The following is an 18859-nucleotide window of genomic DNA, read 5'->3' on the forward strand; positions in this document are numbered from 1 at the left end:
GGGCTCCTTCAGGCGTACCGCGGAAAGGGTCTCTGCAGCCTCGCCGGACCGGCGGTGACCGGGCCTCATTCCGGCGGGATGAGGCGCGGTGCTCCCGCGCGGCGGATGGTCACCGGCAAACCGGGAGACAGGAGATCCGTCGTGTCCACGCATTCCAGACCGGCCAAGCTGCGGCACCCCGCCGAGCTGCCGTTCTACGTGTTCATGGTGATCCTCAACGTGATCATCGTGGTGTTCATCCTTCAGGCCGCGGCCACCCTGCCCTACCTGCCGGAACGGCTGGAGAACACCGGCTGGGCCACCACCGTCCGATCCGCCTTCATCGGCCTGCTGCTGTTCGTGCCCGGGCTGATCATCATCCGTGAGACGCAGCGGGCGTCGATCCGCGGCACCGCGGTCGAGCTGTCGCCCAAGCAGTACGGCGACATCTACCGGACCATGGACGACTACGCCCACAAGCTGGGCCTCAAGCGTCGGCCGAACCTGTACCTGGCCAACGGCAACGGCACCCTGAACGCGTTCGCCGCCCAGGCCACCGGCCACGACTACGTGGTGCTGGCCAACGAGCTGTTCGTTAACCTGCGTGAGAACAACCGGGACGGGCTGCGGTTCATCCTCGGTCACGAGCTGGGCCACATCCGGCTGCATCACGTCTCGCTCTGGTACCAGCTGTCGGTCTGCTACTCGGAGCGGATCCCGCTGCTCGGCCCGGCGCTGTCCCGGCTGCGGGAGTACTCGTGCGACAGGCACGGCGCGCACCTGTCCCCGGCCGGCGCGACCGGTCTGGTGCTGCTCGCCTCCGGCCGGCACACCGAGCAGACCACCGACATCGAGCAGCTGGTCCGCCAGGGGCAGGCGCTGCGCGGTTTCTGGGTGGGTCTGGCCCAGCTGCCGATGTCGCACCCGTTCACCGTCCGGCGCCTGGAACGGCTGTTCAAGCTGGGCCTCTTCCATGCCCGCGTGCGCGGTACGGAATCCGTCATCCCCCCGGGATGACGTGCCGGAACCGGCGCGGTTGAAGGCTGACCGGAACGATAGGGGAGGGGACGAGTCATGCCCGAGGCGACATATCAGGTGCGGGTCTCCGGGGTCATCCCGGAGGAGCTGCTCGCGGAGCTACGTGACCTCACGGTCAGTGTGGAACCGCCGGAGACCGTGTTGCACGGCTCGCTGCCCGACCAATCGGCCGTGGTGGGCCTGATCTCCCGGATCCACGGCCTCGGCCTGCGGCTGATCGAGGTGCGCAGACTGCCGGCGTCGGACGGCCCGGGTGCGTTCTGAATGGCGCCGTAGGGGCGGGTACGGCCTGGTCCTGGTGATGATCATCGGGACGTACGTGCTGGCCCTGCTCGCCGAGAGCCGCTCGATGGTCGCGTTGCTGCTGTTCGTGCAGACCCTGACGGTGTGGCAGGCGCTCCGGGTGTCCGGTGCCCGGCTCGGCATGCGCCTGGCCGCCGCCGGGGTCTTCGCACTGGCCCTGGTCGCGGCCGGGGCCGACCTGCTGATCGAGAACTCGCCACTGGTCGGCTTCACGTTCCTGGCGGCGAGTGCGCTCTACCTGTTGGCCCCGTTCTCGATCGTCCGGGATCTGGGCCGGCACGGTGGGGTGGACCTGCAGACCATGCTCGGCGCGCTCGCCGCGTACCTGCTGATCGGCATGGCTTTCGGGTTCGGCTACGAATGCGTTGCCGCGCTTCAGCCGGGCCCGCTGTTCGGCGAGGACGGCGATCCGAAGCTGTCCCAGGCGCTGTTCTTCAGCTTCGTCACGATGACCACCACCGGGTACGGCGACATGGTGCCGGCCACCAATCCGGCCCAGAGCATCGCCGTCCTGGAAGCCCTGATCGGCCAGCTGTTCCTGGTCACCGCCGTGGCCAAGGTCGTCGAGAACTGGCGGCCGCGGGCCTGGAAGGAGAACCCTCGATGACTACTCAAACCACGAAACCGAGCAACTGGCTCGGGATGGTGATCTTCAGCGGCGTGATCCTGATGCTTCTCGGCAGCTTCCAGCTGATCGAGGGCGTCGTGGCGATCGTCCGCGACGACTACTACTTCACCACCAGCTCCGGTCTGGCGGTCGACTTCAACTACACCGTCTGGGGCGTGTTCCACTCGATCCTCGGCCTGCTCACGATGGCCGCCGGCGTCGGCGTGTTCCTCGGCCAGATGTGGGCCCGGGTGGTCGGTATCGGCATCGCCGCCATCAGCGCCCTCGGCAACCTGCTGTTCCTGCCCGCCTACCCGTTCTGGTGCACGGTCGTCATCGCGATCGACGTGCTGGTCATCTACTCGCTGGCCGTGCACGGCCGAGAGGCCAGGTGATCTCGATGTCCCGTGCCTGGATCTGGTTGCGCCTGGCCGCCGGTGTACTCGCCGTCGGTATCGGCATCCTCGCGTTCGCCTGGCCGGAGGCCACCCTGCGGGTGGTGGCCTTCCTGTTCGGCCTCAACCTGCTGGTCGTCGGCGGTATCCGGGTCCTGCAGATGTTCGTCGCCGACGGGCTGTCGGTGCTGCACCGGGTTCTCGGGGTGCTGCTCGGCCTGCTCGTCGCCGGGGCCGGCGTGTTCTGCCTGTCCGACGCCACCAAGTCGTTGGGCCTGATGCTGCTGATCGTCGCGTTCGGCTGGCTGTTCGACGGGATCGGCGAGATCCTCCTGGCCATCGGCCGCAAGGGTTCGGGCGGCGGCTGGCGGATCGTGGTCGGCCTGGTCGCGGTGGTCGCGTCGCTGGCCCTGCTGGTCTGGCCGGGCCTGGGACTGGCCGGTTTCGTCCTGATCGGCGCGACGACGCTGGTGTTCGGCGGCATCTGCCTGATCGCGGCGTCGATCTCCGGCCTCCGCGAGCCCCAGCCCGTCTGAGCCGTTCGTCAGCCCGCACCGCACGTCACCACACACCGTCCGGCCACCGCGGGCGGTGTGTGGTGACGTGCGGTTGCTGGTCCCTCGTCAGCGGCGGAGGGGTTCGGCCACCGGGGCCCGGGGATCGCCGAAACGGCCGCCGAACCAGGCGCCGAAGGCGGCCACCGCCAGACCGGCCACCTCCAACAGCAGCAGTCCCGGGTCGGCGGCCCGGTCGGTGTCGCGAACCCGCATCAGGGTCAGCACCGCGAAGACGATCAGCACACCGACGTCGAGCAGCAGGCTGAAGAACCCGATCCGGGCGGCGCGCGGGCCGACGGCGGTGAACGCGTCGAACCCCACGGCCAGCACGGCCGGCACGCCGCCGACCAGGCCGGCCACCAGATTCCAGTAGGCGAGCGTGCCGACCAGGGCCGGCGCGCCCAGCAGCGTGGCCAGGTCGAAGACGAACGCCATCCAGAAGAGACCCAGCGGGAACATCAGTAGCAACGGCTGCACACCGTGGCCCGCCAGTCGGAGTCGGCTCTGCATGCGGCGGTTCCCCCTGCCGTACACACGCGATGTGTCACCGGACCGGCCAAGCCTCGTTCGGCGGGCCGGTGGCGACGTCATCCCGCGCGAGTGAATCCGGTCCGAAGGGTCATCCGGGGCGAGGGATGCCCATCGGGACGGATGACCGGACGCTGAGGCCAGTCAGCGAGAAGTGGGAGATGGCGATCATGAGACGACTGCTACCGGTCGGTGTGGTTCTCTGCCTGCTGGGGCTCACGGCGTGCACCGGGGAGGGCGACGTCGGGTCGCTGCCGTCGACGCGCCCGTCGGTGGAGGCGACTGCCGATCGCACCCTGCCGACCCGCACCGAGGAACCCGAACCGACGAAGACGACCGAGAAGACGAAGGATCCCGAGCCGACCAAGACGACGAAGGACCCGGAGCCGACCAAGACGAAGGACCCGGAACCGACCAAGACCACCGAGAAGCCGCAGCCGGCCGACACCCGTACCGTCGAGGTCACGGTGACCAAGGTGGAGACGACGACCACCACGCCGAAGGCACCGGAGTCGTCGTCACCGGCCGTCGTCGCGGTCGCCGACGAGGACAGCTCCAGCGGGTTCCTCGGCTGGTTCCTGTTGTTCCTGCTGTTCGGCGGGCTCGCCGCGGCGGTCCTGATCGCCCGGTCCAAGCGCACGTCGACCTGGGATTCCGAGGCCGCGTCGCTGTCGGCCGAAACCCGGATGATCACCGAGTCGCGGCTGCTCAGCATCCTCGGGATGCGCGAGGCGGAACGGCGTGGCCTGGCCTGGCCGCCGGTTCGCGACGATCTGACCGGCCTGTCGGTGCGCTGGGGTGCGCTCGGCGCCCAGAACATCGACGGCGCCCGCCAGGCCCGGGCCCGCGAGTTGGCGGTGCTGCTACGGGACCTGGCGGTGGCCGTCGACGCGGAGAACGAGGCGCTGGCCACCGGCCGGGAGTGGCAGCTGCTGCGCCCGCAGGTGGAGCAGATCCTGGACACGATCGAGGCCACCATGACCCCGACCGAGGCGCCGCTGCGCTAGGACGACGGCCGATTGGTCCCGATCACCACGTCGGCTCCTGGCCTGCGGCACGCGGCCAGGAGCCGATGATCGTCATGGGCTCAGCATGCCAGTATCAACCGGTGACGACGGATCCCTATGGTGGGCGGCTGGCCCGGGCGGTACGCCTGCGCGCGGACGGCCAGGCCGAGCAGGCCCGCGAGCTGCTGTTGAGCCTGCGGGCCGAGTTTCCGGACGACGCGGTGGTGGCCTACCAGACGGCGTGGGCGCACGACGTGCTCGACCTGGAGGCGGAGGCCGTTCCGCACTACCGGGCGGCGATTGCCGGTGACCTGCCCGAGACGGATCTGCGGGACGCCCTGCTCGGACTGGGCAGCACGCTGCGAGCCCTCGGCCGCGACGAGGAGGCGGCCGAGGTGTTCGGGCAGGCGCTGGCCCGGTTCCCCGCCGACCGGCCGTTGCGGGTGTTCCGGGCCATGCTGCGCTACAACACCGGCGACGCCCGCGAGGCGGTCGCCGACCTGCTGCGATTGCTCGCCGACACCACCGAGGATCCGGACATCAGGCGGTACGGGCGGGCGATCAGCCATTACGCCGAGGACCTGGACCGCGGCTGGCTGGGCTGACCCCGCCGGGCTCAGGCGGGCTCGGCCATCGGGAAGGGGACGTTCAGCAGGCCGGCCTTGGTCTGCACCTGGTATCGGGAACGCCCCCGTTTCACGATGGTGCCGGCCAGGCCGCCGTACTTGCCGCGGCCGGTCAACCGGACCCGGGCGCCGACCGGCAACTCCACCACCGGCGCGACCGTCGTCGGGACCGCACTCAGCCGGGCCAGCTCCTGTGCGTACCGCGGGTGCATCGGCGCCGCCGCCCCGTTGCGTGTCCAGGAGAACAGCGCCGATCTGTCGAATGACGGGGAGCAGCGCGAACACGACCGCACCCGGACCGGGCGGCGATGCACCGTGGTGCGGTGGCCGGCCGGGCAGACCCCCTCCCAGGCGCCCTCCACCCGGGGCACGTCCTCCGGCACACATCTGGTGCCGGAACATCCGATCCGCACCGCGATCGCCCGCCACACCCGATCGTGCCCGTGCCCCGGGCCGGCCAGGGCGTGCGCGATCTCGTGCAGAACCGTCTCGGCCACCTGCTCCGCCGAATACAGCCTGATCAACGGCCGGGACAGCCCGATCTCCCGTGCCTCCAGGCGGCAGATCCCGGCCCGCGTCTTCGCGTCGTCGAAGGTCAGAGCCCAATCCGAGAGTCCGTGCCGGGTCATCAGGTTGTCCGCGAGTTCCCGCGCTTCGTTCAGGTCCACAGCGCGCCGCTCCACGTCGTCACCCCCCTATCATGACGTGCCGCCCGGACCGGGTCTCTCACGGCTTCCCGATCCACTCACCGCGTGGGCGGGTGGCGGGAGGTGATCAGTCTGATCAGCCAGGCGGTCAGGATCCGGACGAAAGGGCTACCGCCAGAGGTGTACTGTCCCTCCAGTGCGGAATCGAGCGTCTGCGTAAAGCCCCGTCCTGGTCGCTGGCGTTACTGGCCGTCACGTTCGCCGTAGCCTTCGTGATGGCGCCGCCGTTGCTCGCTCCCCGACGACCTGGCGCAGCCTTCACCTCCGAACCTGCGCTGGCGGACGCCGTTCAAAAAGCCGTCGCCGGTTATTGGCAGGGCGGAGTCCGGGAGTTTCCGCCGGCGCTGGCCGGCCTGGTCGACTACTGGACGCGGTATCACCTGGTCAAGTCGGTGACCGCCGCGCTCCTTCTGATCGTCCTGGTGGCTCTGGCTGTGCGGGCCGGTCGCCGTCCCGTCGTGGCGTCGCTCGCCGCGGTTCCGGCGTTGTTCGCGGTGGCGCTGGTGATGGCCAACGTGCAGGGGGTGGTGGCGCCGTTCGCGTCGCTGTTGCCGTTGGTGGCCGGCGCCGGATCGCTGGAGCCGGCCCGGCAGGACCTGGCAGGCTCGCTGGCCTCCGGTTCACCGGCGGCGCCGGCCGTCGAGGTGATGGTCGCCGACTTCGCGCTCTACCACGTCGCCATGGTCGCGATAGCCGCCGTGGTGGCGACGGCCCTCGCTGCGGTGAGCTGGTGGATCCGGCGGCGATCGGCGGACCTGCCAGGCCGCCGATGGTGGTTCGTCACCTCGGCGGCCATGTCACTGCTGGTGGCCGTCGTCGCGGTGGCCAACGCCTCCACCGCGGCCGATCCGGCGCCGGCTCTGCTGGCCTTCCTCAACGGCGGCTGGTGACCAATCTGGGGTACGGCCAGCCGTGGCCCAGACCGTTATCGGTCAGGCGACCTGGGGAAACGCGGCCAGGGTGTGCTCCTGGCGCTCCCATTCGCCGAACGGGACGTCGGCGATCGCGGCGCCGAGCGTCGCCATGCCCGACTGCATGGCCTCCATCGACGACCAGACCGAGATGGCGATGATCCGGCCGCCGTCCGGGTCTTCGAAACCGCCGATCTCCTCCAGGCCGGCGACGCCCTCGGACGCCGCCCGCAGTCGGCCCATCGCGGCGATGATGTCGCCCCGGTGTTCCGGCTTGGAATAGTGCACCGCCTGCGCGAGTACACGCATGTTCAGGTCCTTTCGGGTTCCGCCTCGGCGGCCTTGGTGAAGATTTCGAGGATTCGTTTCCAGCCGGCCGAGTAGCCGCCCGAGACCGAGGTGGCCGCGGCCATCTGTTCCTCGGTGAGGCGGTCCCAGCCGCGGTGTTCGAGGGCGACCCGGGTCAGGGCCGGCGCCAGCGCGGTGAACGTCAGCTCGACCTCGGTCACCGCCGGAAGGATCGTCCAGGTCATGCCGAACCGCTCCGGCGGATCCCAGGCGATCACCTCGCCCCAGCCGACCCGGGAACCGTCCGCCCACGTCTCGTAGACCCGACCGCCCAGCTCCCGCTCGATGGTCACCGACACCACCCGCTCCTGACCGAGCGAATGCGGGCGGGTCGGCCACCAGAGGCCGATGTCGCGCACGAACACCTCGAACGTGTGCTCCCGGTCGCTGCGGACCAGCGTGGACTGCCGAATCGGCGGGCGCCGCAACGGGCGGACGTCGTCGCTCATGATCAGGCCACGTCCGTCCGATGCGCGGTGTGCTCCGCCGCCTCCGCCTCGACCAGGCGTCGCCCCACGTCGAGCGCGTCACTCCACATCGAGTCGAGGAACTCCCGCAGGCCGGCCAGGCCCTCCGGCCGGGCCCGGTAGAACCGCCGGGTCCCGGCCCTGCGCTCGCTGACCAGCCCGGCCTCCCGGAGCACGGTCAAATGCTGACTGATCGCGGTACGAGTCACGTCGAACGCCGCGGCTATCTCCCCGGCGGCCAGCTCATCGGTGGCGACCAGGCGCAGAATCGCCCGTCGTCGTGGCTCCGCCAGCGCCCGGAAGGCGTCGTCGGTCTCGGACTCGTCCTCGATCATCAGCTCATCCCCACAAACCCACCGGGTTGCCGTCCGGATCGGCGAACACCGCGAACCGACCGTAGTCGCCGGGCAGGGCGGCCGGTTCGACCAGGGTCGTCGCACCGAGCGCGACCGCCTGCTCCAGAGTCTTCTCCAGGTCGTCGACCTGCACGTAGATCTTCACACCGGCCTCCGACGGGGACTCCGCCGGTCCGATGCCGCCACCGATCGCCCCCTCGCCGGCGCCGGTGTCGACCAGGGCGTAGCCACCCTCCTGGTCGGCGGCCGACCACCCGAACAGGCCGGTGTAGAAGCCGCGCGCCCGCTCCGCGTCGGTGCTGATGATCTCGAAGAACGCCACTGGACGACCCATGGCCGTACCCCTTTGCTCGTTTTCAACCCGAACCAACCCGGCCGGGCGCCGCTAACGTTAGCCATCGCTAACGTTAGCGTCAACTGACAAATGGGGACTACGCCTCCTCGGTGGGGGTGAGCATCGGGGCCAGGAAGCGCCGGGCGATGTCGCGCAGCTGGGCGTCGTCGTCGAGGTCGACGATCTGGCTCGGGATGGCCAGGAACGAGGCGGACAGGCGGGTCCACACCTCGGCCACCATGTCGACGTCGACCGCCGGGGAGATGTGGCCGTCCTGCTGGTCGACGCGGAGACGGGCGGCCACGAAACGCTGGACCACCGCCATCGTCTGGCCGCCGTCGTTGATCATCGAGGGGACCAGCAGATCCGGTTCGGCGGTCATCAGGCCGCCGATCAGCGGATTGTTGCGGAAGGCTCGCAGTGACGAGGCGAAGCCGACGACGACCCGGTCGGCGGCGGTGCGGGCCGAGCTGATGTCGATCAGGAACTGGTCGAAGTAGCGTCGGAACTCGCGGCGCACCACATGCTCGACCAGGGCGTCCTTGGTGGCGAACCGGCGGTAGGCGGTGATCCGGGAGACGCCGGCGCGCCGGGCCACATCCTCCATCGTGGAGCGGCGGATGCCCATCCGGCAGAACTGATCGAAGGCGGCGTCGAGCAGGCGCGTGGTGACCTCGTCGGCGGGGCTGTCCGGGGTGAAGGCGTCGGCGAGGGCGCGGCCGAGCAGTGTCGAGTCGCCGGATCCGGTCATCACGCGCACCCCCGAGATGTGTTTACACCATTTGTATCAGCGTATCAATCGGCCCAGGTGGGACTCGTGTCGTATCGATGTCCGTAGAAATTCATGCTTGTGAACGGCGACCCGGCGTGCTCTCATCGCTGATACACGGAACCACTTCGTGTTTCACCGTATCAGCGGAGGAGCGAAGCGTGGATTCACTCAGCAGACGCAACATCCTGAAAGCGGGCGCGGTCGGCGCCGCCCTGGCCCTCCCGTGGACCTGGCCGGCCAGTGCCTCGGTGGCCGGGACCGGCGCGGGCGTCGACCCGCGCGGGGTGTGGGATCCGGAGGCCGACCCGCTGGTCGCCGATCTGATCGAGCGCGGCGACGTGCCGCAGGTCAACGAACTGCTGCGCACCTGGAAGAAGAACGGCCAGGCGCTGCCCGCCGGCCTGCCCGCCGACCTGCGCGACTTCATCGAGTACGCCCGGCGGCTCCCGTCCTGGGCCGACCCGGCGAAACTCGACCTGGCCGTCGAGTTCAACGAGAAACGCGGCCTCTACCTGGGCGTCCTCTACGGCCTGGCCAGCGGCATGATGAGCACCGTCATCCCGAAGGAGGCCCTGGCCGTCTACTACTCGCAGGGCGGCGCGGACATGAAGGACCGCATCTCCAAGACCGCCAAGCTGGGGTACGACATCGGCTCGACGAACGCGTACAAGCCGGACGGCGAGATGATCGTGACGGCGGTGAAGACCCGGCTGGTGCACGCCGCGGTCCGGCATCTGCTGCCCCAGTCGCCGTACTGGACCCAGGTCGCCGACGAGGACATCCCGATCAGTCAGCGGGACATCATGGTCACCTGGCACAGCCTGCCGACCACCGTGATGCGCAAGCTGAACGCGTGGAAGGTGCCGATCCCGGCTGACGAGTCGGCCGCGTTCCTGCATTCGTGGCAGGTCGGCGCGTACATGCTCGGCGTCCGTGAGGAATACATCCCGAACTCGTGGGCCGAGGCCGACTCGCAGGCCGAACAGGTCCTCGACCCGATCCTGCGGGCCACCCCCGAGGGCATCAAACTCGCCGACATCCTGCTCAACCTCGGGTCGAGCGTGGACGCCGGGATCCTCAGCAAGCCGATCCTCGGCGCGTTCACCAGGTTCATGCTGGGCGACGAGATCGCGGCGTGGCTGAAGATCCCGCGCGAGCCGGTGTGGGACCCGCTGCTGCGGACCGCGTGGGGACCCTTCGTGGCCGTACGCGAAGGACTGTTGCCCTTTCCTCTGGCGCCGAAGGCGTATTGGCTCTTCGACGAGTTCCTGCGCAAGGCCGCCCTGCTGTTCCTGTCCGAGGCCCGGCCGATCAGCATCGAGATCCCGGTCACCAACCGGCCGACCTGAGAGGAGGTGAAAGATCATGGCTGAACTGACCAGACGCGACATGCTGCGGGCGAGTGCGGCGGCCGCGGCGATCTTCGCGGTCCCCTCGAAAGCACAGGCCGCGGCGGCGCTGCCGTGGAGCACCCAGTGGGATCCGGAGGCCGACCCGGTCTCGGCGGAACTGCTGGACACCGGGGTGGTTCCGGAGGTCAACCGGCTGCTGTGGAACTGGACCCGCAACGACCAGCCGCTGCCCGACGGGCTGCCCGGCTATCTGCGGGACTTCATGGCGAAGGCACGGCGGGTCCCGGACTGGGCGGACACCGCGAAACTGGAGCGGGCGGCGCAGTTCAACAAGTCCCGAGGCCTCTACCTGAACCTGCTCAACGGTGTCGGCGGCGGCATGCTGAGCACGGCGATCCCGAAGGAGGCGTGGTCGGTCTACTACTCCAAGGGCGGCGCCGACATGGAGGACCGGGTCGCCAAGACCAGCCTCCTCGGGTTCTCGGTCGGGTCGCTCAACGCGTACCGGCCGGACGGTGACTGCATCGTGCAGGCGGTGAAGACGCGACTGGTCCACGCAGCGGTGCGGCACCTGCTGCAGCAGTCGCCGCACTGGAAGTGGAGCGTCCCGATCACCCAGGAGGACATCCTGGTCACCTGGCACACGCTGCCCACCTATGCGATGCGTCGGCTGCGGGACTGGCAGGTCCCGATCAGCGCCGCCGACTCCCAGGCCTACCTGCACGTGTGGCAGGTGACCGCGCACATGCTCGGCGTCCGTGACGAGTACATCCCGCAGACCTGGGCGGCCGCGAACGCGCAGTCCGACCAGGTGCTGCCGCCCAACATGGGCCCGACCCGGGAGGGCGTCGAACTCACCGACATCCTGCTCGGCCAGCTCGCCGAGCAGACCAGCCCGGGCAGTGTCAGCCGGCCGCTGGTCAACGCCCTGGCCCGCTACCTGGTCGGGGACCAGGTGTCGGACTGGGACCAGATCAAGCGCGAACCGCTGTGGGAGCCGCTGATCGCGACCGCCTGGCCGCTGCTCGTCCGGTTCCGGGAGGGACTGATCCCGCTGCCGCTGGTCCCGGAGATCGCCTGGACCCTGGACGAGGCGGCGCGGCAGTACATCCTGCTGTTCCTCACCAAGGCGCGGGAAACCAAGATCGAGATCCCGACGACCAACCGGCCGGAGACCTCGTGACCGTGCCCGTCACCCGGCGCACGCTGCTCGGATTCGTGCTGGCGGCCCCCGTACTGGTGGCCGCCGCCGATCCGGCGGCGTCGGCCGACATCACGTCCCTGCTGGACCTCAACGACGTCATGACGGCGGCCGCCCTGCCCACGTCCGGGCTCATCTCGGTCGAGATCAACACGGACGGTACGGTCTCGTTCGCGCTGCCCCGGGCCGAGGTCGGGCAGGGGATCACCACGTCGACGGCCATGCTGATCGCCGAGGAGCTGGGCGTACCGGTGCAGAAGGTCCGGGTCGGTCTGGCCGACGCCCGGCCCGAGCTGTTGTTCAACCAGCTGACCGGCGCCTCGAACACCACGATCGCCACGTTCACGCCGATCCGGGTCGCGGCGGCGGTCGCCCGGCAGCGGCTGCTGGCCGCGGCGGCGGCGAAACTCGGTGTGCCCGCCTCCGACCTGACGATCGTGAACGGGATGGTCGGCGGCCTCGGCATCGGTGAGCTGTCGGCCGCGGCGGCCAGCGCGACGACCCTGGCCGTCCCGGTGCGGCTCGCCGCCCGGGAGAGCTTCACCGTCATCGGTAGGCCGCAACGCCGCATCGACGCCCTCGACGCGGTGACCGGCCGCAAGAAGTTCACGATGGACCTCGCCGTGGCGGACGCCAAGCCGACGATGGTGTGCCGCCCGCCGACCATCAACGGCAGACCGGGCCTGGTCGCGAACCTCGCCGCGGTGCTGGCCATGCCCGGCGTCACCGACGTGGTGACCATCTCGACCGGCGTCGCGGTGCGGGCCGAGACGTTCGGCCAGTGCATCGACGCGGTCCGCGCGCTGGAGGTGTCCTGGAAGCCGGGCACCGTCGAGGGCCAGTCCGACGACACGGTCCTGCGGCGGCTCGCGGCCGCCGAGCTGCCGCTCGGCCCGCGGCCGATCACGCCGTTCGTCGAGGCACGGTTCACGTTCCAGTTCCGCAGCAACAGTGCCCTGGAGACCAACTGCGCGATCGCTGACGTACGGCCGGGGCGCGCCGAGATCTGGTCGGCGCTCAAATCACCGATCGTGGCGCAGCAGACCATCGCGGCGCGGCTGGGCCTGCCGACGAACCGGGTGACCGTGCACGTCGCCGAGGGCGGTGGTTCGTTCGGTCGCAAACTGTTCTTCGACGCCGCGCTGGAAGCCGCCGAGGTGTCGCAGAAGATCGGCAAGCCGGTGAAACTGATGTGGCACCGGGCCGACGACTCCCGGCAGGGCCGCACCCACCCGATGGCCACGTCCCGGGTCCGGATCGCCTACGCCGGCAACCTGGTGCTCGGCTTCGAGCAGCGGCACACCAGCGTCACCACCGATCTGGGGCACGGGCTGGGGGAGCTGCTCACCGCGATGGCCGCCCAGCTGCCGATCGGCGACGCCGCCTTCGCGCAGACGTTCTTCCAGTTCAGCCATACTTCGCCGTACCGGTTCGGGGTCACCAGCCGGCTGCTCAACGAAACCGGCGACGGGTTCAACACCGGCAGCATGCGCAACGTGTACTCACCGGACACCACCTGCGCCCGGGAGTTGATGGTCGACCAGCTCGGACAACGGATGGGGCTCGACCCGTACCGGATGAGGGAAGATCTTCTGAAAGACGACCGGGCCCGCGCGGTGCTGCGCAAGGCCGCGGAAGCCGGCGAATGGGGCCGGCGGATGCCGGCCGGAACGGCACAGGGAATCGCGTTCCACTCCGAGTACAAGGGGTTCAGCGCCTGCCTCGTGGAGATCGACTGCCGTCCGGAGACGCTGAACCGGCCGATCCGCGACGGCGTCGGCGGGCCGCGCGTCACCAAGGTCGTCTTCGCGGTCGACGTCGGTCTCGCGGTCAACCCGCTCGGCCTGCAGGCGCAGATGATGGGCTGCGTGATGGACGGCATCGCGCTCGCCCTGACGTCCAGCCTGCACCTGCGCGATGGCTATTTCCTGGAGGCGAGCTGGGACGACTATTTCTACACGAGGCAGTGGAACACCCCGCCCGACCTGCGGATCATCGTCATGCCGAGCACCTCCGACCAGCCCGGTGGGGCCGGTGAGCTGGGCGTGGCGGCGGCGATGGCGGCGGTCGCCTGCGCCTACGGCCGCGCGGTCGGCACGATGCCGACCCGGTTCCCGATCAACCACGGCACCCTGTCGTTCACCCCCAAGCCGACGATTCCGCCGGTTCCGGCTTCACCCATGATCGGAGGTACGGGTGCCTGAGCACACCTTCAAGGTCAACGGGGAGCGGGTGACCGTCGACGTCGAGAGTGACGTGCGCCTGCTGTGGGTGCTGCGTGACCTGCTCGGCGTCACCGGCCCGAAGTACGGCTGCGGGATCAACGTCTGCAAGGCGTGCACCAGCCACCTCAACGGCGACGCGTTCAACCCGTGCGCGGTACCGGTCGGCGCGCTCGGGCCGGACGACGAGGTGGTGACCATCGAGGGGCTGGCCGGCACGGTCGGGGCCGACCTGCACCCGATGCAGCGGGCGTGGCTCGACCATGACGTGGTGCAGTGCGGGTACTGCCAGCCCGGGCAGATCATGGCGGCCGTCGATCTGGTCCGGCGGGTCGCCGCCGAGGGCCGCGCGATCACCGACGCCGACCTGGACGGGCTGCGCAACATCTGCCGGTGCGGGACCTACGTCAGAATCCGGGAGGCGATCCGGGCGGCGGCCGAAAACATGTAATTTGCGGCTATGGGCCACCGGGGCGACGAGGGCGCGGTCACGATCATCGCGGCCATGATGAGCGCCGTGCTCATCCTGGGGTTGGGCGCCATCGTCATCGACGTGGGCCTGCTCTACGGCGAGAAGGAACAGTTGCAGTCCGGCGCCGACTTCGCGTCCTGGAAGGTGGCGCAGGCCTGCATCTTCGACCCCACCACCTGCACCAGCGCAGCGCAGGCCGACAACGCCCGCAACTACGCCGAGAAGAACGCCAAGGACACCCGCGCCGACGCCCAGGTCTGCGTCAACAATCTGAACTGCCCGGTCTGGGGCACCACCGCGACCTGCCCGCCGCAGCCGGTCATCACCGGGACATACGACACCGCGGAGGTACGCACCAGCACGCGCAACACCGACAACACCCGTCTCATGCCGCCGGTCTTCGCGGCCGCCCTGACCAAAGGCGTCTACCAGGGCAAACAGGTCGGAGCCTGCGCGCGTGTGGTGTGGGGGGTGCCGGTCGCCACGAACGTCCTCGCGATGGGCGTCTCGAAGTGCGACTGGGACCGGATGACCAACGGCGGCAAGAAGTTCTACGCCCTGCCCGGCCTGGACCCACTGTTGCAGCAGACCGGCGTCTACTCGATGCTCGGCCTGGAGAGCCCGGTCGACAACGCCGTCGCGATCAGCAACCCGCTGCTGTCCTGGTGCAAGAACCCGCTCGACCTGACCTCGTCCAGCGGATACGCGTGGCTGTCCTCGGCCACCAACTGCCATCTCGACGTGAACGCCTCGACCAGCACCGTGCAGACCTGGATCACCGCACCCGCGCTGAACCTGCTCGCCGCGATCACCTGCACCAGCGAACTCGCCGCGGCCCGCGCCTCCGGCGAACCGGTCCTCGTGCCGATCTTCGACAGCGCCGTCGGTGCCACCAACATCCTGCCCGCGGCCTACCGCATCGTCGGGTTCGCGCCGTTCGTCGTCACCGGTTACACGACACTGCTGGGCACCCTCACGAACGTACCGTCGATCCTGACCAACACCGTCCCGGGCATCGCCTCGACCCTGTGCGGCCTGCAGCGATGCGTGTACGGCTACTTCACCAAGTCGATCATTCCGGAGCACATGCCGACGAGGTTCGGCACCACGAAGAACTACGGCCTGACCGTCATCGGCCGCACCGGCTAGCCGATGAAACGGCGTCCCAGCAGGCGGGGGCGGCTCGGGCGGACGTGTTCGACACCGACCCACAGCAGGTCGTAGTGGTCGCAGAGCCGGCGCTCGTCATCTCGGGTCAGCGGCTCGTCGGGTGGCGTCGCCAGGACCGGCGACCGCTTGATCATAGCCTTGTCGAACGGCACCACCAGCCGGTCGCCGTCGAGGTGCGCGCCCTCCAGCGGGACCAGTGACTCGCTGAAGCCGAACAGCCCGGTCCGGACGGCGGCCCACGTCGGCCGGCCCGCGTCATCCAGCCGGACCCGTCCGACCGTGCCGATCTTCTCGCCGGTGCGGTCGTGGACGTCGCGGCCGGTCAGCGTGTGAATCTGCTCGTTGGTGATCACCTGGGGCCTCTTTCTCCCGGAGGTATGGGAGGTTGGCTACCCAGGGTGATTTCCGGTCATGCGGACCGTGCCGGTGAGTGAACCAACCTTCACCCGGGCCCGTGAATTCACTCCCTCGACCGTGGCGTGTGACGTCGCGGGCAAGATCCTTGACGAGACGCGGCTAATTGCATTAGCTTAATGGCTAACAGTGAGAGCCATGCCTGGGGAGGGCACACCATGACGCAGCACCTGACCATCGACGGCGGCACGATCGCGTACGACGTCACCGGCGACGGACCACTCGTCGTCCTCGTCCCCGGCATCGGCAACAGCCGCAGCGCCTACCGGTTCGTCGCGCCGCGGCTCGTCGATGCCGGATACCGCGTCGCCACCATGGACCTGCGCGGCGCAGGCGAGTCCAGTGCGCAGTGGGCCTCCTATTCGCGTACCGACATCGCCGGCGACATCCTCGCCCTCGTCCGTCACCTCGGCGGCCCCGCCGTCCTGGTCGGACACTCGATCTCCGGCGGCGCCGTCACCATCGCCGCCGCCCAGGCGCCCGAGCTGGTCACCGGCATCGTCGAGCTGGCGCCGTTCACCCGCGCGCAGTCGTTCCGCCTCGGCGACCTCGGCAACGGCTGGTATCGCAAGGGCGCGGTCAAGCTGGTCGGCACGATGCTGGGCAGCCTGTCGTCGTGGAAGGGTTACCTCGACCTCGCCTACCCGGGGAGCAAGCCCGCTGACTGGAGTGCCGACCTCGCCGCGACGGACACGATGCTGCGCGAGCCGGGCCGGATGAAGGCGCTGCAGAAGATGACCCAGGCCTCGCCCGCCGACGCCGGCGCGCAGCTCGGCAACGTGCGCTGCCCGGCCCTGATCGTCGAGGGCACCCTCGACCCGGACTGGGCCGACCCCCGCGCCGAGGGCGAGGCGATCGTGGCCGCGATGCCGGCCGGGACGGCGCGGCTTGAGATGATCGACGGCGCCGGTCACTACCCGCACGCCCAGTTCCCCGACGAAACGGTGTCCCTGATGCTGACCTTCCTGCAGGCGAACGCTCGTGCCTAGGGCCGGACTGGACCCGGCCACGGTGATCGAGGCCGGGGCGGCGCTCGCCGACGAGATCGGCTTCGAGAAGCTGACCATGGGCCTGCTGGCGGACCGCCTCGGCGTACGCACCCCGTCGCTCTACAAGCACGTCGACTCCCTCGAGGCGCTGCGCCGCGGGATCACCCTGCAGGCCATGCGCGACTTCCGGGACGCGGTGGCCCGGGTCGCGGTCGGCCGGGCCGGGCCCGGCGCGGTGCGCGCGTTCGCCGACGCGTACCGCCGATGGGCCGTCGCCCACCCGGGCCGCTACGCGTCCGCGGTCCGTGCACCCGAGGCCGGCGACGAGGAGCATCGGCGGTTGAGCAACGAGGTCATGCAGATCATGTACGACGTGCTGGCCGGCTTCGAGTTGCGCGGCACGCATGCCGTCGACGCCGCCCGCGTGCTGCGCTCCAGCCTGCACGGGTTCGCCACGGTCGAGGCGGCGGGCGGCTTCGGCCTGCCCCGCGACGTGGACCGCAGCTACCGGTTCCTGATCGACACGATCATCGCCGGCCTGCAGAACGTCCCGGTCGACCCCACCGAGGACACTTCCAGCCGCGAGTTCCACCCGACCGGCGGCTGACACACGCCAGTGCGTCGTCATGCGGCTGGTCGGGAGGAGGGCCGGCCCGGCTACGGTGGCCGGCACCAGCCTTCGGTTCGGTCAGGCTCCGCCGGGGTTAAGGAAGCCGAGATCAACTACCGGGAGCAGAGCTCTCGTCCGGAATGGGCGTCGCGTTGACTTTCTCGGCCGGTCCGGTCCGGATGAAGTCGAGTTGCGCACCGCCGGTCTGAAGGGTGAGCAGCTCCGAGGTCGAGGCGAGGACGGTGACGTGCACGGGCGAAGCCTCGGGATCGATGGGCGGTGCCCCGGAAACGGTAGGTAGAGCGCCGGAGGCGTCGGGTGACACGGTCCATGCGGGCGTCGGGCCGAGCATGAGCAGACCCATTCCGCTCTCGGCGGCGAGCACGCCGGGGTCGTTGCCGCTGTACCCGGCGAGCGTCGTCATCCCGCCGTAGACGTCGAAGCCCGCTCTGGTGGCTTTGAACGTCCCGTTGATCGCGTTGACGCCGTCAAAGGCCAACACCGTGCCGTCCGCCGCCAACTCCAGCCACGCATCGACGGACGCGCGAATCGCCGTGGTGGCGCTCCCTTCGGTCACCGAGGTCAGGCGCCAGTGGCTCTCCACATAGCTGGAACCGACGACTCCGGGCGACGAGGGCGGCAGCGCGTCACCGACCGGTGCGGACGTGTCCCGATCGGTGCGCATCAGAACCACACCGACCGCGACGACGGCGGCGACGCCCGCAGCGGCGACTAGTGGAAGGAGCCATCGGCTCCGGCGGTCGGGCACGGGAGAGTCAGTCACATTCAGTGAACGGGAAAACACCCTCTGACGTCACGTTGCCCGTAGCTCTCGCCGGAAGCCGACGGCCTTCGGCGCCGGTCGGCGCGGTCAGCTCGCGCGCACTCGGTCGATGGCGGCGCGGCCGAAGTCGTTGACGATGGTGTAGTCGCCGGCACCCACCACCGGATCGGTCACGAGAACGACCACCACATACCGTCCCACCGCAGCGACGAGATAGGCGGCCCATCGGTCGCCTTCGTCGTACTGCCGGATGAACAGCACCGTGTTCGGTCCAGCGGTATCTTCGGCGATACCGCGAAAGCCCGTGTCGCCGCCGCCGGCTCGGCACCGGGCCAGTTGGTCTTTCAGTGTGGCCAGGTAGTCCTGGGCGCCACCAGGCCGGTAGCGGCCCACATTTTCGTACACGCGATGTCGCGGATCGTAGTCTGCCGCCAGACTCCGCTGTGCGATGGGCTGCGGCACCGGAGCGTCCGCGCATGGCTGCGGCAGCAACGGGTGGATCAGATCAGGCTCGACCGGACCGGGCTGCACCCCACCGAGATCCGCCGGCTGCAACATCACGGCCTCGGGCACCGGACGAGGAGCGGCCTGAGCTGGGGAAATTGCCACCGCGGCACCGAACAATCCGGCTATGAGACTCGAAACGTAGCGATTCATCGCCGCATTGTTGCCAATGTCGCGCAAAAGGGAATGCCAGCGACAACGTAGAG

The 18859-nt window shown here is 69.6% G+C and carries 25 protein-coding genes; 15 read left to right on the forward strand and 10 right to left on the reverse strand.

All coding sequences use genetic code 11. The annotated features are described in order from the left end of the window. The first annotated feature begins 141 nt into the window (after positions 1 to 141). The 5 genes from Q0Z83_RS09915 to Q0Z83_RS09935 are packed head-to-tail and all read left to right on the forward strand — an operon-like array spanning position 142 to position 2858. Entirely contained in the window at positions 142 to 996 is an 855-nt protein-coding gene (locus tag Q0Z83_RS09915) for a M48 family metallopeptidase (RefSeq protein WP_317793548.1), read from the forward strand. Positions 997 to 1053: 57 nt separating this feature from the next. Next, complete coding sequence (locus Q0Z83_RS09920) at positions 1054 to 1281, forward strand: hypothetical protein (RefSeq protein WP_317793549.1); 228 nt, start codon at positions 1054 to 1056, stop codon at positions 1279 to 1281. Further along, entirely contained in the window at positions 1271 to 1927 is a 657-nt protein-coding gene (locus tag Q0Z83_RS09925; RefSeq protein ID WP_317793550.1) for a potassium channel family protein, read from the forward strand. Before Q0Z83_RS09920 ends, Q0Z83_RS09925 begins: the two co-directional genes overlap by 11 nt. After that, complete coding sequence (locus Q0Z83_RS09930; protein ID WP_317793551.1) at positions 1924 to 2322, forward strand: DUF7144 family membrane protein; 399 nt, start codon at positions 1924 to 1926, stop codon at positions 2320 to 2322. Before Q0Z83_RS09925 ends, Q0Z83_RS09930 begins: the two co-directional genes overlap by 4 nt. Positions 2323 to 2327: 5 nt before the next feature. Further along, the gene (locus tag Q0Z83_RS09935; RefSeq protein WP_317793552.1) at positions 2328 to 2858 is read left to right on the forward strand and encodes an HdeD family acid-resistance protein; all 531 of its coding nucleotides are present in this window, start codon (positions 2328 to 2330) and stop codon (positions 2856 to 2858) included. An 87-nt stretch (positions 2859 to 2945) separates the two neighbouring features. Here the strand turns inward: Q0Z83_RS09935 and Q0Z83_RS09940 are convergent, their stop codons facing one another. Then, a complete protein-coding gene (locus tag Q0Z83_RS09940) occupies positions 2946 to 3389 on the reverse strand; it encodes a DUF2231 domain-containing protein (protein WP_317793553.1) in 444 nt (147 codons plus the stop codon). Between the two features lie 188 nt (positions 3390 to 3577). On the opposite strand from Q0Z83_RS09940, the gene Q0Z83_RS09945 reads away from it, so the two are divergent. Beyond that, on the forward strand, positions 3578 to 4414 hold the full coding sequence (locus Q0Z83_RS09945) for a hypothetical protein (RefSeq protein WP_317793554.1): 837 nt from the start codon (positions 3578 to 3580) through the stop codon (positions 4412 to 4414). Between the two features lie 101 nt (positions 4415 to 4515). Next, the gene (locus Q0Z83_RS09950; RefSeq protein ID WP_317793555.1) at positions 4516 to 5019 is read left to right on the forward strand and encodes a tetratricopeptide repeat protein; all 504 of its coding nucleotides are present in this window, start codon (positions 4516 to 4518) and stop codon (positions 5017 to 5019) included. An 11-nt stretch (positions 5020 to 5030) separates the two neighbouring features. On the opposite strand, the gene Q0Z83_RS09955 is transcribed toward Q0Z83_RS09950, so the two are convergent. Then, positions 5031 to 5723 (reverse strand): SprT family zinc-dependent metalloprotease, encoded by a 693-nt coding sequence (locus Q0Z83_RS09955; protein WP_317793556.1) that lies wholly within the window; start codon positions 5721 to 5723, stop codon positions 5031 to 5033. A gap of 239 nt (positions 5724 to 5962) precedes the next feature. On the opposite strand from Q0Z83_RS09955, the gene Q0Z83_RS09960 reads away from it, so the two are divergent. Next, positions 5963 to 6637 (forward strand): hypothetical protein, encoded by a 675-nt coding sequence (locus Q0Z83_RS09960; RefSeq protein WP_317793557.1) that lies wholly within the window; start codon positions 5963 to 5965, stop codon positions 6635 to 6637. A 42-nt stretch (positions 6638 to 6679) separates the two neighbouring features. Here Q0Z83_RS09960 and Q0Z83_RS09965 read toward each other — a convergent pair whose 3' ends face one another. The 5 genes from Q0Z83_RS09965 to Q0Z83_RS09985 form a co-directional block, all read right to left on the reverse strand. Then, positions 6680 to 6967 (reverse strand): hypothetical protein, encoded by a 288-nt coding sequence (locus tag Q0Z83_RS09965; RefSeq protein WP_317793558.1) that lies wholly within the window; start codon positions 6965 to 6967, stop codon positions 6680 to 6682. A gap of 2 nt (positions 6968 to 6969) precedes the next feature. Then, positions 6970 to 7455 (reverse strand): SRPBCC domain-containing protein, encoded by a 486-nt coding sequence (locus Q0Z83_RS09970; RefSeq protein ID WP_317793559.1) that lies wholly within the window; start codon positions 7453 to 7455, stop codon positions 6970 to 6972. Between the two features lie 2 nt (positions 7456 to 7457). Further along, the gene (locus tag Q0Z83_RS09975; RefSeq protein WP_317793560.1) at positions 7458 to 7808 is read right to left on the reverse strand and encodes an ArsR/SmtB family transcription factor; all 351 of its coding nucleotides are present in this window, start codon (positions 7806 to 7808) and stop codon (positions 7458 to 7460) included. Positions 7809 to 7812: 4 nt separating this feature from the next. Beyond that, positions 7813 to 8163: a VOC family protein gene (locus tag Q0Z83_RS09980; RefSeq protein ID WP_317793561.1), complete on the reverse strand. Its 351-nt coding sequence runs from the start codon at positions 8161 to 8163 to the stop codon at positions 7813 to 7815. A 97-nt stretch (positions 8164 to 8260) separates the two neighbouring features. Beyond that, positions 8261 to 8914 carry a TetR/AcrR family transcriptional regulator gene (locus Q0Z83_RS09985; protein ID WP_317793562.1) on the reverse strand — a complete coding sequence of 218 codons (654 nt, stop codon included), beginning with the start codon at positions 8912 to 8914 and terminating at the stop codon, positions 8261 to 8263. Between the two features lie 179 nt (positions 8915 to 9093). On the opposite strand from Q0Z83_RS09985, the gene Q0Z83_RS09990 reads away from it, so the two are divergent. From Q0Z83_RS09990 to Q0Z83_RS10010, 5 genes are read left to right on the forward strand one after another with little or no spacing between them, the layout of a single operon-like run. Next, positions 9094 to 10284, forward strand: a complete 1191-nt coding sequence (locus Q0Z83_RS09990; RefSeq protein ID WP_317793563.1) for an oxygenase MpaB family protein — start codon at positions 9094 to 9096, stop codon at positions 10282 to 10284. A gap of 16 nt (positions 10285 to 10300) precedes the next feature. Next, entirely contained in the window at positions 10301 to 11470 is a 1170-nt protein-coding gene (locus tag Q0Z83_RS09995) for an oxygenase MpaB family protein (protein WP_317793564.1), read from the forward strand. Beyond that, positions 11467 to 13692, forward strand: a complete 2226-nt coding sequence (locus Q0Z83_RS10000; protein WP_317793565.1) for a molybdopterin cofactor-binding domain-containing protein — start codon at positions 11467 to 11469, stop codon at positions 13690 to 13692. The genes Q0Z83_RS09995 and Q0Z83_RS10000 overlap by 4 nt, the downstream gene beginning before the upstream one ends. Further along, entirely contained in the window at positions 13685 to 14161 is a 477-nt protein-coding gene (locus Q0Z83_RS10005) for a (2Fe-2S)-binding protein (RefSeq protein ID WP_317793566.1), read from the forward strand. Before Q0Z83_RS10000 ends, Q0Z83_RS10005 begins: the two co-directional genes overlap by 8 nt. A 9-nt stretch (positions 14162 to 14170) precedes the next feature. Beyond that, positions 14171 to 15331 carry a Tad domain-containing protein gene (locus Q0Z83_RS10010; RefSeq protein WP_317793567.1) on the forward strand — a complete coding sequence of 387 codons (1161 nt, stop codon included), beginning with the start codon at positions 14171 to 14173 and terminating at the stop codon, positions 15329 to 15331. Here the strand turns inward: Q0Z83_RS10010 and Q0Z83_RS10015 are convergent. Then, entirely contained in the window at positions 15328 to 15705 is a 378-nt protein-coding gene (locus tag Q0Z83_RS10015) for a PRC-barrel domain-containing protein (protein ID WP_317793568.1), read from the reverse strand. The genes Q0Z83_RS10010 and Q0Z83_RS10015 overlap by 4 nt on opposite strands. Before the next feature lie 219 nt (positions 15706 to 15924). Here Q0Z83_RS10015 and Q0Z83_RS10020 point away from each other — a divergent pair, with 219 nt between their 5' ends. Both Q0Z83_RS10020 and Q0Z83_RS10025 read left to right on the forward strand, forming a co-directional pair. After that, on the forward strand, positions 15925 to 16755 hold the full coding sequence (locus Q0Z83_RS10020; RefSeq protein ID WP_317793569.1) for an alpha/beta fold hydrolase: 831 nt from the start codon (positions 15925 to 15927) through the stop codon (positions 16753 to 16755). Further along, positions 16748 to 17362 (forward strand): TetR/AcrR family transcriptional regulator, encoded by a 615-nt coding sequence (locus Q0Z83_RS10025; RefSeq protein WP_317793570.1) that lies wholly within the window; start codon positions 16748 to 16750, stop codon positions 17360 to 17362. Before Q0Z83_RS10020 ends, Q0Z83_RS10025 begins: the two co-directional genes overlap by 8 nt. Before the next feature lie 112 nt (positions 17363 to 17474). Here the strand turns inward: Q0Z83_RS10025 and Q0Z83_RS10030 are convergent, their stop codons facing one another. Further along, complete coding sequence (locus tag Q0Z83_RS10030) at positions 17475 to 18050, reverse strand: META domain-containing protein (protein WP_317793571.1); 576 nt, start codon at positions 18048 to 18050, stop codon at positions 17475 to 17477. Between the two features lie 186 nt (positions 18051 to 18236). Next, positions 18237 to 18806, reverse strand: coding sequence for a hypothetical protein (locus Q0Z83_RS10035; protein ID WP_317793572.1), 570 nt, complete (start codon positions 18804 to 18806; stop codon positions 18237 to 18239). Between the last annotated feature and the right edge of the window lie 53 nt (positions 18807 to 18859).

Origin of the sequence: Actinoplanes sichuanensis, assembly GCF_033097365.1 — a bacterium.
GTDB classification, from domain to species: Bacteria; Actinomycetota; Actinomycetes; order Mycobacteriales; family Micromonosporaceae; genus Actinoplanes; species Actinoplanes sichuanensis.

What these genes read in the sequence shown, in the direction of transcription:
- Q0Z83_RS09920 (WP_317793549.1), top strand. Translation starts at nt 1,054, where the DNA reads ATGCCCGAGGCGACATATCAGGTGCGGGTCTCCGGGGTCATCCCGGAG.
- Q0Z83_RS09930 (WP_317793551.1), top strand. Translation starts at nt 1,924, where the DNA reads ATGACTACTCAAACCACGAAACCGAGCAACTGGCTCGGGATGGTGATC.
- Q0Z83_RS09935 (WP_317793552.1), top strand. Translation starts at nt 2,328, where the DNA reads ATGTCCCGTGCCTGGATCTGGTTGCGCCTGGCCGCCGGTGTACTCGCC.
- Q0Z83_RS09940 (WP_317793553.1), bottom strand. Translation starts at nt 3,389, where the DNA reads ATGCAGAGCCGACTCCGACTGGCGGGCCACGGTGTGCAGCCGTTGCTA.
- Q0Z83_RS09945 (WP_317793554.1), top strand. Translation starts at nt 3,578, where the DNA reads ATGAGACGACTGCTACCGGTCGGTGTGGTTCTCTGCCTGCTGGGGCTC.
- Q0Z83_RS09960 (WP_317793557.1), top strand. Translation starts at nt 5,963, where the DNA reads ATGGCGCCGCCGTTGCTCGCTCCCCGACGACCTGGCGCAGCCTTCACC.
- Q0Z83_RS09965 (WP_317793558.1), bottom strand. Translation starts at nt 6,967, where the DNA reads ATGCGTGTACTCGCGCAGGCGGTGCACTATTCCAAGCCGGAACACCGG.
- Q0Z83_RS09970 (WP_317793559.1), bottom strand. Translation starts at nt 7,455, where the DNA reads ATGAGCGACGACGTCCGCCCGTTGCGGCGCCCGCCGATTCGGCAGTCC.
- Q0Z83_RS09975 (WP_317793560.1), bottom strand. Translation starts at nt 7,808, where the DNA reads ATGATCGAGGACGAGTCCGAGACCGACGACGCCTTCCGGGCGCTGGCG.
- Q0Z83_RS09980 (WP_317793561.1), bottom strand. Translation starts at nt 8,163, where the DNA reads ATGGGTCGTCCAGTGGCGTTCTTCGAGATCATCAGCACCGACGCGGAG.
- Q0Z83_RS09985 (WP_317793562.1), bottom strand. Translation starts at nt 8,914, where the DNA reads ATGACCGGATCCGGCGACTCGACACTGCTCGGCCGCGCCCTCGCCGAC.
- Q0Z83_RS09995 (WP_317793564.1), top strand. Translation starts at nt 10,301, where the DNA reads ATGGCTGAACTGACCAGACGCGACATGCTGCGGGCGAGTGCGGCGGCC.
- Q0Z83_RS10010 (WP_317793567.1), top strand. Translation starts at nt 14,171, where the DNA reads ATGGGCCACCGGGGCGACGAGGGCGCGGTCACGATCATCGCGGCCATG.
- Q0Z83_RS10020 (WP_317793569.1), top strand. Translation starts at nt 15,925, where the DNA reads ATGACGCAGCACCTGACCATCGACGGCGGCACGATCGCGTACGACGTC.
- Q0Z83_RS10030 (WP_317793571.1), bottom strand. Translation starts at nt 18,050, where the DNA reads ATGCGCACCGATCGGGACACGTCCGCACCGGTCGGTGACGCGCTGCCG.
- Q0Z83_RS10035 (WP_317793572.1), bottom strand. Translation starts at nt 18,806, where the DNA reads ATGAATCGCTACGTTTCGAGTCTCATAGCCGGATTGTTCGGTGCCGCG.